This is a genomic window from Candidatus Nitrospira bockiana, from assembly GCF_965152565.1.
Window position 1 is genome coordinate 3568946 of sequence record NZ_OZ224215.1, and the last position, 13549, is coordinate 3582494.

General features: G+C 62.5%; 11 protein-coding genes. 1 reads left to right on the forward strand and 10 read right to left on the reverse strand.

The features are described from left to right. Positions 1-10 precede the first annotated feature (10 nt). The 10 genes from ACWHYV_RS17455 to ACWHYV_RS17500 form a co-directional block, all read right to left on the reverse strand. Positions 11-1213, reverse strand: coding sequence for a BamA/TamA family outer membrane protein (locus ACWHYV_RS17455; RefSeq protein ID WP_447977764.1), 1203 nt, complete (start codon positions 1211-1213; stop codon positions 11-13). Positions 1214-1228: 15 nt separating this feature from the next. Then, positions 1229-1867, reverse strand: coding sequence for a Tgt2/MlaC family protein (locus tag ACWHYV_RS17460; RefSeq protein WP_447977765.1), 639 nt, complete (start codon positions 1865-1867; stop codon positions 1229-1231). An 82-nt stretch (positions 1868-1949) separates the two neighbouring features. Then, positions 1950-2393: an outer membrane lipid asymmetry maintenance protein MlaD gene (mlaD, locus tag ACWHYV_RS17465; RefSeq protein ID WP_447977766.1), complete on the reverse strand. Its 444-nt coding sequence runs from the start codon at positions 2391-2393 to the stop codon at positions 1950-1952. Between the two features lie 60 nt (positions 2394-2453). Further along, complete coding sequence (locus ACWHYV_RS17470; protein WP_447977767.1) at positions 2454-3218, reverse strand: ABC transporter ATP-binding protein; 765 nt, start codon at positions 3216-3218, stop codon at positions 2454-2456. A gap of 111 nt (positions 3219-3329) precedes the next feature. Then, complete coding sequence (locus ACWHYV_RS17475) at positions 3330-4100, reverse strand: MlaE family ABC transporter permease (RefSeq protein ID WP_447977768.1); 771 nt, start codon at positions 4098-4100, stop codon at positions 3330-3332. Between the two features lie 34 nt (positions 4101-4134). Next, positions 4135-4866, reverse strand: a complete 732-nt coding sequence (locus tag ACWHYV_RS17480; protein WP_447977769.1) for a phosphorylase family protein — start codon at positions 4864-4866, stop codon at positions 4135-4137. 48 nt (positions 4867-4914) lie between these two features. Next, positions 4915-7080, reverse strand: coding sequence for a squalene--hopene cyclase (shc, locus tag ACWHYV_RS17485; protein WP_447977770.1), 2166 nt, complete (start codon positions 7078-7080; stop codon positions 4915-4917). 211 nt (positions 7081-7291) lie between these two features. Then, complete coding sequence (smc, locus tag ACWHYV_RS17490; protein WP_447977771.1) at positions 7292-10930, reverse strand: chromosome segregation protein SMC; 3639 nt, start codon at positions 10928-10930, stop codon at positions 7292-7294. A 190-nt stretch (positions 10931-11120) separates the two neighbouring features. Next, on the reverse strand, positions 11121-12071 hold the full coding sequence (gene ispH, locus ACWHYV_RS17495; RefSeq protein WP_447977772.1) for a 4-hydroxy-3-methylbut-2-enyl diphosphate reductase: 951 nt from the start codon (positions 12069-12071) through the stop codon (positions 11121-11123). 146 nt (positions 12072-12217) lie between these two features. Further along, positions 12218-12544 carry a hypothetical protein gene (locus ACWHYV_RS17500; protein ID WP_447977773.1) on the reverse strand — a complete coding sequence of 109 codons (327 nt, stop codon included), beginning with the start codon at positions 12542-12544 and terminating at the stop codon, positions 12218-12220. Positions 12545-12802: 258 nt separating this feature from the next. Between ACWHYV_RS17500 and ACWHYV_RS17505 the strand changes: the two genes are divergently transcribed. Further along, complete coding sequence (locus ACWHYV_RS17505; RefSeq protein ID WP_447977774.1) at positions 12803-13501, forward strand: response regulator transcription factor; 699 nt, start codon at positions 12803-12805, stop codon at positions 13499-13501. The last annotated feature ends 48 nt before the right edge of the window (positions 13502-13549 follow it).

Below are 13549 nucleotides of genomic sequence, written 5' to 3' on the forward strand. Positions count from 1 at the left end.
TTCCGTGTCATCAAAATGGGAAGTCCAATCCGGCGAACACCGCCCCGCCCTCGCTGCTGTATCCGTAATCGACGCGGCCGACGATACTCGGCCGCACAATCCCTCGGAACCCGATCCCCGGTGTAATCTCATAATCCTGAAGCGCCCGCTTGCGAAAGGTGCTGAAGACTTTGCCGGTGTCCACGAACGGAGCGATCTCGAACTCGGCCGCCACGTTCATGACGCGGATGCGCATCACGTGGATGCGTTGCTCGAAACTGAGGGCCACCAGGTGATCGTCGATGAATCGATCCACGCCGTAGCCCCGAAGGTTGTTTTGTCCGCCCAGGGAACTGCGTTCGTAGAACGGCACCTCCTTCCCGAAGGTCGTTTGAATTTCGCCTCGGATCACGAAGATGACGCGTTTGGAATCGCTCGGTACCAGCTTCTTGAACTCCAACCCATAGCGGTAGTAGAGCGGGTGATCGCCGTTGCGAAGGTTGTTGTTCAATTCAGCATAGGCGCTGACCTGCGAACCCGCGGTGGGGGTCACGAGGCTGTCGCGCGTGTCATAGTGGAACGTGATCCGGTGGCCGAGAATCGACCCTCCTTCCATGCCGGTCACGTCCGGAAACAGCGCCCGCGAGAACGGGAGGTCGGTCGCACCCGGCTGCACCCGCACTTCCCGGTACCGCTGGCCGATGGCCACCTGCGTCACTTCGTTCAAATACACCCCGAACTTCCAATTGGCCCGGACCTCCCGGGCGGTATAGTTGCTCTCGTTGCGTTCCGGGGTGTTCTGACCGATCCCGAAGAAGCGCACCGTGGCATTCTTGAAGAACGAAGCGCCGACACTGAGCGCGTAGCGGCCGTTCTTGAAGGCCGGATCAGTGTAGCTGAAGAGCACCTTCCGTTCGATTTCCTCGGTAAAGGACCCGATGAACCGAAGCTCGCGCCCCCCCGTGTCGTATCGAAACACATTGAGAGCCCCGCGGGCGCCGACGATCGAGTTGACAACGAACATTGGCGCGATGACATAGCGCAACTCCCCTTCTGGGGTCGTGACCAGCGTGGGGACGATAAACCCGGCGTCGCTCCCGTCATTCTTGCTGGTCGAGACCGAGGGAATGGGGAAGTAGGAAACGTCGGCATCGGCTCTTCCCGCCGCTCCGACCAATGCCAGCCCCAGCACGGCCAGACGAAGAGCGCTGCACCGCCATGCCAATCGTGTCATGACACCTGAGCACGACTACGGCGACGCGATCTTGATCGACTTGCTGCGCAGTTTTTCCACGAGGTCCTGGTAGGAAGACGCGTGGATGATCTTGCTGAATTGCCCGCGGTAATTGCTCACGAGGCTGATGCCGTCGAGCACGATGTCATAGACCCGCCACTCCCCGCCTTTGTTCAACATCCGATAGTCCATTGGAAATTCGGCCTTCCCGGCCGCCACCTTCGTCCGGACCTCGGCGAACCCGTCCTGCAGGCGCTCGTTCACATACTGGATCTGTTCGCCGGAGTAGGCTTCGATACGCCCGATATACGTGTTGGTCAACAATGACCGGAACAGATCGACGAACTCCTGCCGCTGCTTCTCATCCAGCTTGCCCCACTGTTGGCCGAGCGTGCGTTTGGCCATCTCCTCGTAACTGAACCGGTCGCCGATGGCGCGTTCGATCAGCTGGCGCCGTTCTTCCAACCGCTCCGGCTTCTTCATCTCCTTGTCCTGGAGGACTCGCAGCACTTCGTCGATGGTCGCTTTCACGGATTCGGTGGCGCTTGCCGCCGCAGCGAGCGAGACCTGAAAGAGGAACAGGACCGCCGCCAGCCCGCCCGCCATGAACCTCAGGACAGAACGCCTCGGTTGATTCCAATAGGTCTGTGGCATGCCGTCTACACCTCCTGGATGGGGATAGGGCTGAGGACAGCGGGTTCAGCGTCGTAAGGGACAGCCGACGAATGGCCCGCCGTCACTTCACGCTTCCATGGATGAACTGACCGATCAACTCCTCGAGATCGAGCCCGGATTCCGTGTCGCGGATCTTACTGCCCGGCTTGAGGGGCTCGCCGGCGCCCCCGGGAGAGAGCGCCAAGTACTTCTCGCCGATGATCCCGCGAGTCTTCACCGATGCAATGGCGTCATCGTACAACCGGACCCCATCGTGAATGGCGAGAATGACAGAAGCCCGATCCTCTTTCAACCGTATAGCCCGCACCCGTCCCACCTCGACGCCGGCGATCTCGACGGGCGCGCCCGTCTTCAAACCCGAGGCGGTGTCGAATTCGGCTTCCACTTCATACTGCCCGCCGCCGATCACCTCCAGCTTCCCCAGCTTGATCGAGAGATAGGCCAGGCAGACGATGCCGACCGCGACGAAAACGCCGACCACCAACTCCAGCTTCGTGTTCTCCATAGCTCCTCTGCTCCCGACGTGGCCACAACTGCGCGCGACACACGGAACGGAAGGCTCCGCTCAACGGTCGTCGGCGGCCGGAGCCCGGGGCGCTTCCCCACCGGTCCGCACCGAGATGAATTCGCGGATCCCGGGGTCCGATGTCCGCACGAATTCGCGCGCCGGCGCCATCAGCGCGATCCGACCTTCCTTCAGCATCGCCACGTAATCGGAAATGTTGAAGATTTCCGGGATTTCATGGCTCACCATCACGCCGGTAAATCGAAACTTCCGCTGCAGTCCCACGATCAACTCGTGAATCGTATGGGACATGAGTGGGTCCAGCCCCGTCGTCGGCTCGTCAAACAAGATGATCTCCGGCTCCATGATCAGCGCCCGCGCCAGCCCGGTCCGTTTCTTCATGCCGCCGCTCAGCTCGGCCGGATACTTGTGCCCCATTCCGGCCAAGCCAACCTGTTCCAGCTTCTCCTCCACTCGCGGCCGGACGTCGGCATCGGGCAGGTTCAGCTTCTCACGCAACGGAAAGGCGACGTTCTCGAACACGGTCAACGAATCGAACAGCGCGGCGCCCTGAAAGACCATGGCAAAGCGCTTGCGCACGTCATTCAGGGCTCGTCCCTTCAGCCCCGAGATTTCAACCCCATCCACCCAGACTTCTCCGCGATCCGGCTGCAGCAACCCGATCATGTGCTTGAGGAGGACGCTCTTCCCCTCCCCGCTGCGCCCGATGATGGTCGTCAGCTTACCCGCTGGAATCGTCAGGGTGACGCCTCGCAAGACGGGCTGCCCTCCGAGGCTCTTATGGACGTCGACGAGTTTGATCACCGCAATATTCGCGTGATGAGTGACGACCAGGGTCGAAGAGAAACGTACGCACGAACAAATCACGGCCTCTCAGCGGTCGATCGTCGTCCACGGATCACCATCACTCGCGTTTTAGAGGAGAACCGAGGTCAGGAAGTAGTCCCACACGAGGATCAGCACGGATGACAGGACGACTGCTTCGGTCGTGGCTGTCCCCAGCCCTTCCGCGCTCATCTTCGTGTAGTAGCCCTTGTACGAGCAGACCCAGGTGACGATGAGCCCGAAGCTGATGGATTTCCAAATGCCGCCGTACACGTCCTTCCATTCCACCGCCGATTCGATGGAGCTCCAATACGAGCCGGAGCTGACGCCCAGCAAATCGACGCCGACCAGATAGCCGCCGTAAATGCCGACGACGTCGAACATGGCGACCAACAAGGGGACGCCGATCAGGCCGGCGACGAGTTTCGGCGCGATCAAGTACTGCTGCGGATTGACGGCCATGGTATCCAGAGCATCGATCTGTTCGGTGATCCGCATGATCCCGATCTCCGCGGTCATCGCGGATCCGGCGCGGGCCGTCACCATCAGCGAGGCCAGCACGGGGCCGAGCTCCCGAATCATGCTCAGCGCGACGGCCGATCCGAGCAGGGCTTCGGATCCGAATTTTCTGAGCGTATAGTACCCTTGAAGACCCAGCACCATGCCGGTGAACATCGCCGTCAGCACCACGACGAACGTGGATTTGAAGCCGATGAAATGAAGTTGTTTGAGCATCTGGAACGGCCGAAACGGCGGACGGACCAGCCACCCGATCGTCGTGACCAGGAACAGCAACATCCGGCCCATTTCCCCGATCAGAAACAGGGTCGTACGCCCCAATCGTTCCAAGAGGACGATCATCTCAGCCACTCTTCGCGATGACAACCAGGGCGCATCATGCCACCTGATCCAGGAATTTTTCAAACGCGGCGGTCAGCCGCGCCGACGCCGCGGCGGCTTGTCGGCGGAGGCGCCACAGCCCCGCCAGACTGGCCGGATGATGAAGCATCTGCGCCGCCTCCCGCCACCAGCCGGACGGTTGGAGAAGCAGGTTGAAATCGAGCGGAAGGTCCTCATCGACCAGATCCGACGCCGCTCGAATGATGATGAAAGGAACGCGGCGCTCCGCGGCGGCCATGGCGAGCGCCGCACTCTCCATGTCCACCCCGATCGCGTGCGTCCTCTCCGCGACACGGCGTTTCTCGTCCGCACGGCACAGCACTCGCCTGGTACTGACGAAGCCCCCGACGTGGGCGGGCATCCCCGCTGTGGCGGCCGTGGCCAGCGAGACCAGATGCGGGGCACACCTCAACGGCTCCTCCCAGGCCCCCGGCTCGTCGCCTTCGCTCACCGCGCTGCCGATCAAGAGATCGCCGGGCTGGGCCGGAACCAAGGCGCACGCGAAGCCGGAGGAGACGGCGACATCCAACGCCGACTCTTCAAAGACCCGCCGGCCGACCACCTTCGCCTTGGCGTGCCCGACGCCCGTTTGAATCACCTGCACGCGACACCGCCCCCGAAGACCGACGATCACCGGGCGCGACCCTGCGACCGACTCGAGTTGGATGGCTTGTTGGACCGCCCGGGACTCCCAACGCGTGGCCGTGAAGATACCGACCTGCGTCAACGGAAACCCCAGCGTTCATCGGGGGAATGGCTAGAGGACATGAGGCCGTTAGGCGTCCGGCCTGAGCGACCCTGTTTCAAACGCCGCCCGGCGCAACTCATCGGCCCGCGCTTGCCCGCGGGTCCGGATATTGCGGTACATGGCAAGCGCCCAGAGAGGAAAGTACTGACAATACCAGTGATAGCGAAGATAGAAGACCCTCGGAAAACCGGTACCCGTGTGTTTGATCTCTTCCCACGAGCCGTCCTCCCGCTGGTGTTTCAACAGATAGTTGATGCCGCGGACGACGCTGATCGAATCGAACTCGCCCGCGGAGAGCAAGGCGAGCAACGCCCAGGCGGTTTGTGAAGGCGTGCTCTCTCCGCGCCCGCATTCGGCCTGATCGGCGTACGATACACAGGATTCCCCCCAGCCGCCGTCGGCATTCTGTTTCGATTCGAGCCAGGTCACCGCGCGCTGGATATAGGGAGCGGACATATCCTCGCCGATGGCTCGAAGGCCGGCGAGGACGGACCAGGTGCCGTAGATGTAATTGACGCCCCAGCGGCCGTACCAACTCCCGTCCACCTCCTGCTCCCGGCGTAGGAACTCCAAGGCCGGCCGTACCGCCGGGTGGCGACGATCGTAACCCAGCGCTCCGAGCAACTCCAGGCAGCGCCCGGTCAAGTCGGAGGTCGGCGGATCCAGCAGGGCGCGATGGTCCGCGAACGGAATCAGGTTCAAAACCATCTTGTTGTTGTCCTTGTCGTAGGCGCCCCATCCGCCGTTGGCGCTCTGCATGGCCATCACCCACCGATATCCCCGGCCGATCGACTCCTTGAGCTTCCGCCGGTCGGCGAGGTCGACCTTTGCCAACGCCATCAACACGACCGCGCTGTCGTCGACGTCCGGGTACAGCTCATTTTCGAACTGAAAGTACCAGCCCCCGGGCTCGGCGTTCGGGGCCGAAACCTTCCAATCCCCGATCGCGTGCGTCTGTCGCGAGATGAGCCACTCGGCGGCCTTGACCAACGCCGGGTGGTCCTGCGGCAGCCCCGCTTCGATGCCGGCGTTGATCAAGAGCGCCGTATCCCAGATGGGTGAAAAGCAGGGCTGCAGATGCAGCGCTTCCATCTTGCCCTGTTCGATCTGCACCGCATCGTAGACTTCCAGCTCCTCGATCTCCTTGAGCGCTTTGGTGATCAAGGGATGATCGACCGCGTATCCGAGGCATCGCAGCGCCAGAATGGAATTCGCCATGGCGGGGTAGATGGCGCCGAGGCCGCCGCTCCCTTGCATATGGGCGAGCATCCAATCCGCGGCCCGCTGCACGGCGGCGTCGCGGAGCGAGCGGAGCGGCATCCGATCATAAATTTTCAGCAGGCGGTCGACGGTGATGAAAAAATTCCGCCAGGTGCACACCGCGGCGTCCTTCTTGAGCGGAGGCACCGCCCGATAGTCCATGAGGTGCCGTGGGACCACGTACAACTCGTCGATTCCCTGCTCCTTGGGGATGCGGCAGACAGGACGGTGTGAGAAGACGATCAGCAAGGGAATGAGGACGGCCCGGCTCCAGTACGAGATCGCATAAATGCTGAAGTAGAACCACTTCGGGAGGAGCATGATCTCGGGCGGCATGCTCGGCACACCACGCCAGTCGTACTGATCGAACAGGGTCAGCGCGATCTTCGTGAACACGTTCGCCGCGGCGACGCCGCCCTGGGCAAGAATCGCCTCGCGGGCGCGGACCATGAACGGCTCGTCCTGAGAGACCCCGGCGAGCTTCAACGCAAAGTAGGCTTTGACCGAGGCACTGATCTCGGCGGGACCGCCGTAGTAAATCGGCCATCCGCCCTCGGGCAACTGCGTCGCTTGAAGATAGCGCACCGCTTTGCGCTCGCGTTCCGGATCGACGAGATTCAAGAACCGCCGGAGCATCAGGTACTCCGACGTCAGGGTGGTATCCGCCTCGAGTTCGGCCACCCAGAAGCCCGCTTCATGCTGGCGCTTCAGCAGCCAGTGCTTGCTCCGGCGGATCGCCTCATCGATGAATTCGGCGTGGCCGACCGAGGCGGCCGCCCGTCGGATCGTCGGATCGGGATGGACGACCGGGTGGGGATTGTGAGAGACCAACCGCAAGACCGGGGCGCCTAAACGGGACGTCTTGAGCCGTCGCGGCATCGACGCGAACAGGCTATCGGACAAACGAATAATGAGACTCTTCAGGAGCTTCATCCCGCCTCGTTTACCGGCCAATGATAAAAACTGTCAGGGAAGGAGAAAGGCGTCGGGCCGAGGAGCGAGACCGACGGCCGAACCGGTCAAAATTCATTTTCACAACGGGGGGTTATAGCAAAGGGGCGATGACGTGTCAAGCAACCGGCACGTACAATCCCTTTAGGGCCCCTTTGGTACCGCTCACTGCAACCGGCGCCGGGCTCATGTGTCACGCCGGTTGCAACTCGGCCAGCCGTACCGACACCAGCTTCGATACGCCGGGCTCCTCCATCGTCACTCCGAAGAGCGAGTCCGCGATCGACATGGTGCGCTTGTTGTGCGTGATCACGATGAACTGCGCCGAGCTCGAGAGCTCACGCAAGACGCCGGTGAATCGCCCAATGTTCTCTTCGTCCAGCGGGGCGTCGATCTCGTCGAGAATACAGAAGGGGGTCGGCCGGATCAGAAAGCTCGCAAAGATCAAGGCCATCGCCGTCAATGTCTTTTCGCCGCCAGAGAGCATCGCGATGCTCTTGAGCCGTTTCCCCGGCGGCTGGGCCACGATGTCGACACCGGGCTCTTCAGAAGCGGGGCCGCCTTCGGGGTCCGGTTGAGGCTCGGTCAACACCAATTCGGCCCGCCCACCCGGGAAGAACCGCGCGAAGACCTCCACGAATTTCTGCTGCAGCTCGTTGAAGGTCTCCAGAAACATTTCCTTGGTCGTCCGGTTGATGCGGTTGATGATCTCTTTCAGCGAGGCCACCGATTTGGAGAGATCCTCTTCCTGCGTCGTGAGGAATCGGTGCCGCTCCTCCAATTCGCGATGTTCCTCGATGGCCGCCAGGTTGATGGGCCCCAAGCGATCCAGACGTTCCCGGATCTTTTGGAGCTGCTCCCGAACCGTGGCGGTCTCCACTCCGTCGGCCGGCTCCGGCTCCTGTGCCAGAGCGGCTGTCACCGACAGTTGATACGTTCCCGTCAGGGTGTTTTCCCGCAGGGACAGCTCGGTTGAGACCTCGGCGCGGCGGACCTCGATCGCCGTCCGCCTCTCACGGCACGCGCCGAGCGCGTGCCGCACCGACGCCAATTGCTTCTCGATCTCCTGAGAGATCTGGACGTCCCGATCATAGCGCTCCTGCGCTTCGACATGCTCGTGCCGGATCAGGGCCGCGCGCTGATCGAGCTCATGGAACAGCGCTTCATGCTTGTCTCGTTCGACCCGGCTTTCCTCTAGCGAGACGGTAAGGGCCGCGAGGTGCTCGGTAAGGGCCGCGGCCCGACGCACTTGGGCCTCCTGCTCCTCGGACAGGCGCGCCAGGTCGGCCCGCCCGTGGCCCAGCTTCGCTTCCGCCGAAGCCAGGGCCGTCCGGGCTTCCGTCAGGCGTTGCTGCAGGGCCTGGCTTTCTTCTTCACACGCGCGGAGGCGGCTCTGAATCTCCACCAGGCCCGCCTCGCGGCCGGCGTGTTCTTCCTTGACCCGAAGAAGCTCGGCGTTCGTCTCTTCGATCTCCCGGTGGAGCCGATGCCGGTCCTCTTCCTGAGCCCGAAGCTCACCGCGGATCGTCTCCAGACGACCCTTCAGATCTTCGACCGTCCGTTGGAGCGAGGTCTCGTCCTTGGCGAGGCTCAGCACCCGGATTTCCGCCTCTCGGGCGGCGCGTTCCAACCCCTCGAGCGCCTCACGCGTCGCCTTCGCCTGCTCCAGCAGGAGCGAGAGCTTGCCACGCTGCTCCTGAAGCGACGTGGTCAGCTCCGCCCTGGCCTCCTCCAAGCGTTGCACCTCCCGACGGCGGAGCAGGAGCCCGCCGCTCGATCCGGCGGTTCCTCCCGACACGACTCCTGCGGGGTCGAGCACTTCGCCGTCGATCGTCACCAGCGTGGGACCGTCGGGTGCCGACCACAGGCCTCGGCTCCACTCTTCGACCGCGACCTCCAGAGAATTGACGATGACCATGCCTTGGAAGAGGGCCTTGAGGACGTGCTGGGATTCGGTGTCCGCCCGCAGGAGATCGACCGCTCGACCGACGACGCCGGGCCGATCGGCAAGGGACGGCCACCAGGACTCGTCCTGGAGCGACTTCTCGGCGTAACGCGGCTGAACGGGGACGAAGGTGCCACGGCCGATGTTGTTCGCGTTCAAGAACTCGATGGCCCGGCGAGCCTGTCCAGGGTCGGTGACGAGCCACGCCCGTAACCGGTCCCCGAGCATCGCTTCGACGGCCCGCTCGAGGCCCGGTGGCACGATCAGCCATTCCGCCACCGATTCTTTGACGCCGCCGCAGGCGGCCCGTAGCGAGGAGCGTTCTTCCTCCCCTTCCCGTCCATACCCCATCTCCTCCCGCAGCACGCCCTGCAGCGCCTTCAGCCGGGACTCGACAGCCGCCAATTCTTCTTGCTGCCGGCCTATGGTCTGCTCCGTCTCGTGCACCTGGCCATCGATCAGCCGGATCTCTCGACCGGCCGCCGCCTGCTGCTCGCGGAGCTCCTGCACGGTACGTTCGCCTTCCTGTCGGCCCGACAAGGTCTGCTCGAAGCGATCGATCGTCGCCGCGTGCTGCGCCTCGACCTCACCCAACTCCTGCCGTAGGCGCTCGAGGCGCCGCTGCACCAGCTCATCCTGCGCGCCCAGCGCCGAGAGCCGGTTTTCAGCGCGTGTCACCTGGACGGTGAGACCGATGAGCATCTGCCGCGCCTGCTCTTCTTCGGCGGCTCCCGCGGCCCGCCGAGCGGCGATCCCTTTGGCCTCTTCACTCAACTGCCCACAGACCGCCGTGCCCGCCTGGACGTCCGCCTCGTCGCGGGCCAACCGCTCGCGCAGCGATTCGATGGCAATACGCGTCCGCTCGCCTTCCGCACTGAGCCGGGCCAACTCCTCGTCGGCACTGGTCCGCTGTTGCTCATAGAGCGTCAAGCGGCCTTTGGCGACTTCCATCGCCGTGAGCGCTTGCGATTGCTGATGCTCGACTTGGCTCAGGGCCTCACGAATCCGGCTCAGTCCTTCCATGCCCGCAACCAACCGCAGCTTCGCGCCCTCCAGCTGCTCCTCGAGTTGTCCCTGTTCGGTCAACTGCCCGGCTTCCTGAGCCTCGACCGCCCCCAATTCGGCTTCGACCTCGGCACGCGCGGCGATCAGGGCGCGGCACTCCTGGACCAGGAGGCGGATTTCCAACGTCCTCGCCTCCTCCTGGAGACGCTGATAGTTGTGGGCCTGTCTAGCCTGCCGCTCCAGCGAGTTCAACTGGCGCTTGACCTCGGCGATGATGTCCCGGACCCGCAGGAGATTTTGCTGGGTCGAGTCGAGCTTTCTGAGCGCTTCGGCCTTCTGCTTCTTGTACCGGACGATCCCGGCTGTCTCCTCGATGAGCTCGCGACGGTCCTGAGGGGTCGCATTCAAGATCTGCTCGATGCGTCCCTGCTCGATGATCGTGTGTCCTTTCGTCCCCGCGCGGCTGTCGAGAAACAGGCTGCGGATGTCCTTGAGGCGGCACGGCGTCTTGTTGATCAAATATTCACTGTCGCCGTTCCGGTACAGACGCCGGGTGATCATGACCTCGTCGCACTCACCGAGCTGACTGGGGATCGACGGGAGGCCCTTGATCCGTTCTTCCTCGATCCCGCTCATGACGAGCGAGACTTCCACCATGCCCAGCGGCTTTCGACTTTCCGTTCCGTTGAAAATGACGTCTTCCATCCGCTCGCTTCGCAGGGTCTTCGCGCTCTGCTCCCCAAGCACCCAAAGAATCGAGTCCACGACGTTACTCTTTCCGGTTCCGTTGGGACCGACCACGGCCGTGACGCCTTGGGGGAACTCGATCTTGGCTTCAGCGAACGACTTAAACCCTGTCAATTCGAGGGATTTCAGATACATCCACTCCTCCTTGATGCGGATGACCGACCGTGCGCGGCAAGAAAGGCCGACGATGGTCTGCTCGTCGGCGGCCCTTCTACCATAGGGGCAAGGCAAAAGCAAAAGAAAACACTGCGGGCAGGGTCGGATTGGTAAGCCAACCCCTATATATGGCTATGCGGTCGGAGTGGTCAACGACGGCTGCAGATGGTCAGGCGTTGGCGCCTTGCGAGGTCTTGACGGTGACGAGTTCTTTGGGGAGCAGGAATTCGACATCTTCTTCAATGACGGTCAGCTCTTCCAACTGTTCCGCCCCATGATCCTTGAGGTAGGCGACCACTTCGGTCACGAGGACTTCTGGAGCCGAAGCGCCGGCGGTGATGCCGATCGCCTGGGCGTGCTTGAACCAGTCTGGATTGATGTCTCGGTACGAATCGATGAGGTAGGAGGCGATGCCGCAGTGCTCGCCGAGCTCCCGAAGCCGATTGGAGTTCGAGCTGTTCGGTGAGCCGATCACCAGGATCACGTCCACGAGCTTGGACAATTCCTTGACCGCGTTCTGGCGATTTTGCGTGGCGTAGCAAATGTCTTCCTGGTGCGGCCCCTTGATCCCTGGAAACCGCCGGTTGAGCGCGGCGACGATATCGCGGCATTCATCGACGCTGAGCGTCGTCTGCGTGACGTAGGAGAGGTGGTTGCGGTTGTCCACGCGGAGCTTTTCGACATCGGCGACCGACGAGACGAGATGAAACTTGTCGGGGACCTGGCCGAGCGTCCCGATCACCTCCGGGTGGCCGGCATGGCCGATCAAGATCAGCTCGTAGCCCATGTTGTAGTCCCGATTCACTTCGTTGTGGACTTTGATGACGAGCGGACAGGTGGCGTCGATGACCTTCAGGTTCCGCCGCTTCGCTTCTTCCCAGACCTCCTTGGCCACCCCATGGGCGCTGAAGATGACGATGGCGCCGTCCGGAACTTCATTGAGCTCTTCGACGAAGACCGCGCCCTTGTCGCGTAGGGTATTGACGACGTGGCGGCTGTGCACGATTTCATGTCTTACGTAAATCGGGGCCCCATAAGCCTTGAGCGAAAGATCGACGATCTCGATCGCTCGGTCCACTCCTGCGCAGAACCCCCGTGGTTTCGCCAAATAGATTTTCATCGGCCTCCGGTGCTCAGATCGCGGCCCTCGATCCAGCGTACGATACGTCAGCGTCCCTCGCATCGTCAATCAGGAATTCGGGGTTCCGGGACCCAGGATAGCCGCGTGCCCCTCTTCTTCTCCCGTTCGACCTGCTCGATCTTTCCCTATCCTGATGCGGTTTCCGCACGCCCGAGTGCCCGGTTGTATTCTTGTGAGACGCCGCGAATCTCGCGGCGGATATAGAGGGACAGGACTGCGCCGGCGCAGACGACCAGCCCGATTTCCGCCCATGACGCCAAGAGGTCCTGGGCCATCCAGATCGTCATGCCGCCAAGGGCCGGTCCCAGGACGGCCATCGTGACGATGCGCTTGACCCGTTCCTCGAATTTCCGGACCGGTTCACGATCGGCTCCCTTCCCGGCCGGCGGCCGTCGTACTGTCTCGCCTGCGACGCCGTAGTCGGTGACGCCTTGTTCATGTCCGTTGATCATTCCACCACCCTGACCAGCGCGGGACACACTCGTTCCCGGGTTCATCGTGCAGAAGCACCGACCAAGGCAGGAGTGCTGCCTTCGTCTTTCGGCAGCACCGAGTGTGAAGTGCTACGCGGAATACAGGCTGACGCTACGCTACTACCGAATCCGCGGAATTTCAAGAGAGAGTTGCGAGCGAAGCCCCCTCATGTCTTGCACGGCCGGTTCGACCCCGCCGCTTGACTCCTCTCCCGTATTGTCTTTACGCTGTCCCCGATGGCCGGCACGCCCGCCAAGAAGATCCTCATCGTCGAAGACGAGCGGGATATTCTCAATCTCGTCAAAATCTATTTGGAGAAAGAAGGCTACCGGACGTGCACCGCCACGACCGGCCTCGAAGGCCTACGCCAGGCCAAGGCTGAACGTCCCGATCTCATCGTGCTCGACCTCATGCTGGCGGAAATGGACGGCCTGGAGGTCTGCAAGCGCATCCGGAGCGATGCACAATTGTCGCGCACGCCGATCATCATGCTGACCGCGAAGGCGGAGGAAGCGGATACCGTGATCGGCCTCGAGCTCGGCGCCGACGACTACGTGACAAAACCCTTCAGCCCGAAGGCGCTCATCGCCCGCGTGAAGGCCTTGTTCCGGCGTTTGGACCGTGCCGATGAGGGCCCGGCCCGGCTGAGCTATGGGCCGATCGCCATGGATCTCGCACGACACGAGGTGACGGCCGACGGTCAGGAGATCGTGTTGACCGCGAAGGAATTCGGGCTGCTCGAACACCTTCTCCGAAACCCGGGTCGGGTCCTTACTCGGGATGCGTTGCTCAATTCCGTCTGGGGATACGACTATTACGGGACGACCCGCACGGTCGATGTCCACGTCAGGCGACTGAAACAGAAGATCCCGGCCCTCAACGAAGCCATCGTCTCGATCAAGTCGTTGGGGTACAAACTCAAGGACATCTCCTGAATCGGCGCGCGATCGATCACGACCACTGAGCCACCGGCGCCCTTGAGC

Bases quoted from the DNA above. Each gene is read 5' to 3' on its own strand.
- shc (WP_447977770.1), bottom strand. From the start codon at position 7,080: ATGAAGCTCCTGAAGAGTCTCATTATTCGTTTGTCCGATAGCCTGTTC.
- ACWHYV_RS17475 (WP_447977768.1), bottom strand. From the start codon at position 4,100: ATGATCGTCCTCTTGGAACGATTGGGGCGTACGACCCTGTTTCTGATC.
- ACWHYV_RS17505 (WP_447977774.1), top strand. From the start codon at position 12,803: ATGGCCGGCACGCCCGCCAAGAAGATCCTCATCGTCGAAGACGAGCGG.
- ACWHYV_RS17455 (WP_447977764.1), bottom strand. From the start codon at position 1,213: ATGACACGATTGGCATGGCGGTGCAGCGCTCTTCGTCTGGCCGTGCTG.
- ACWHYV_RS17460 (WP_447977765.1), bottom strand. From the start codon at position 1,867: ATGCCACAGACCTATTGGAATCAACCGAGGCGTTCTGTCCTGAGGTTC.
- ACWHYV_RS17500 (WP_447977773.1), bottom strand. From the start codon at position 12,544: ATGATCAACGGACATGAACAAGGCGTCACCGACTACGGCGTCGCAGGC.
- smc (WP_447977771.1), bottom strand. From the start codon at position 10,930: ATGTATCTGAAATCCCTCGAATTGACAGGGTTTAAGTCGTTCGCTGAA.
- mlaD (WP_447977766.1), bottom strand. From the start codon at position 2,393: ATGGAGAACACGAAGCTGGAGTTGGTGGTCGGCGTTTTCGTCGCGGTC.
- ispH (WP_447977772.1), bottom strand. From the start codon at position 12,071: ATGAAAATCTATTTGGCGAAACCACGGGGGTTCTGCGCAGGAGTGGAC.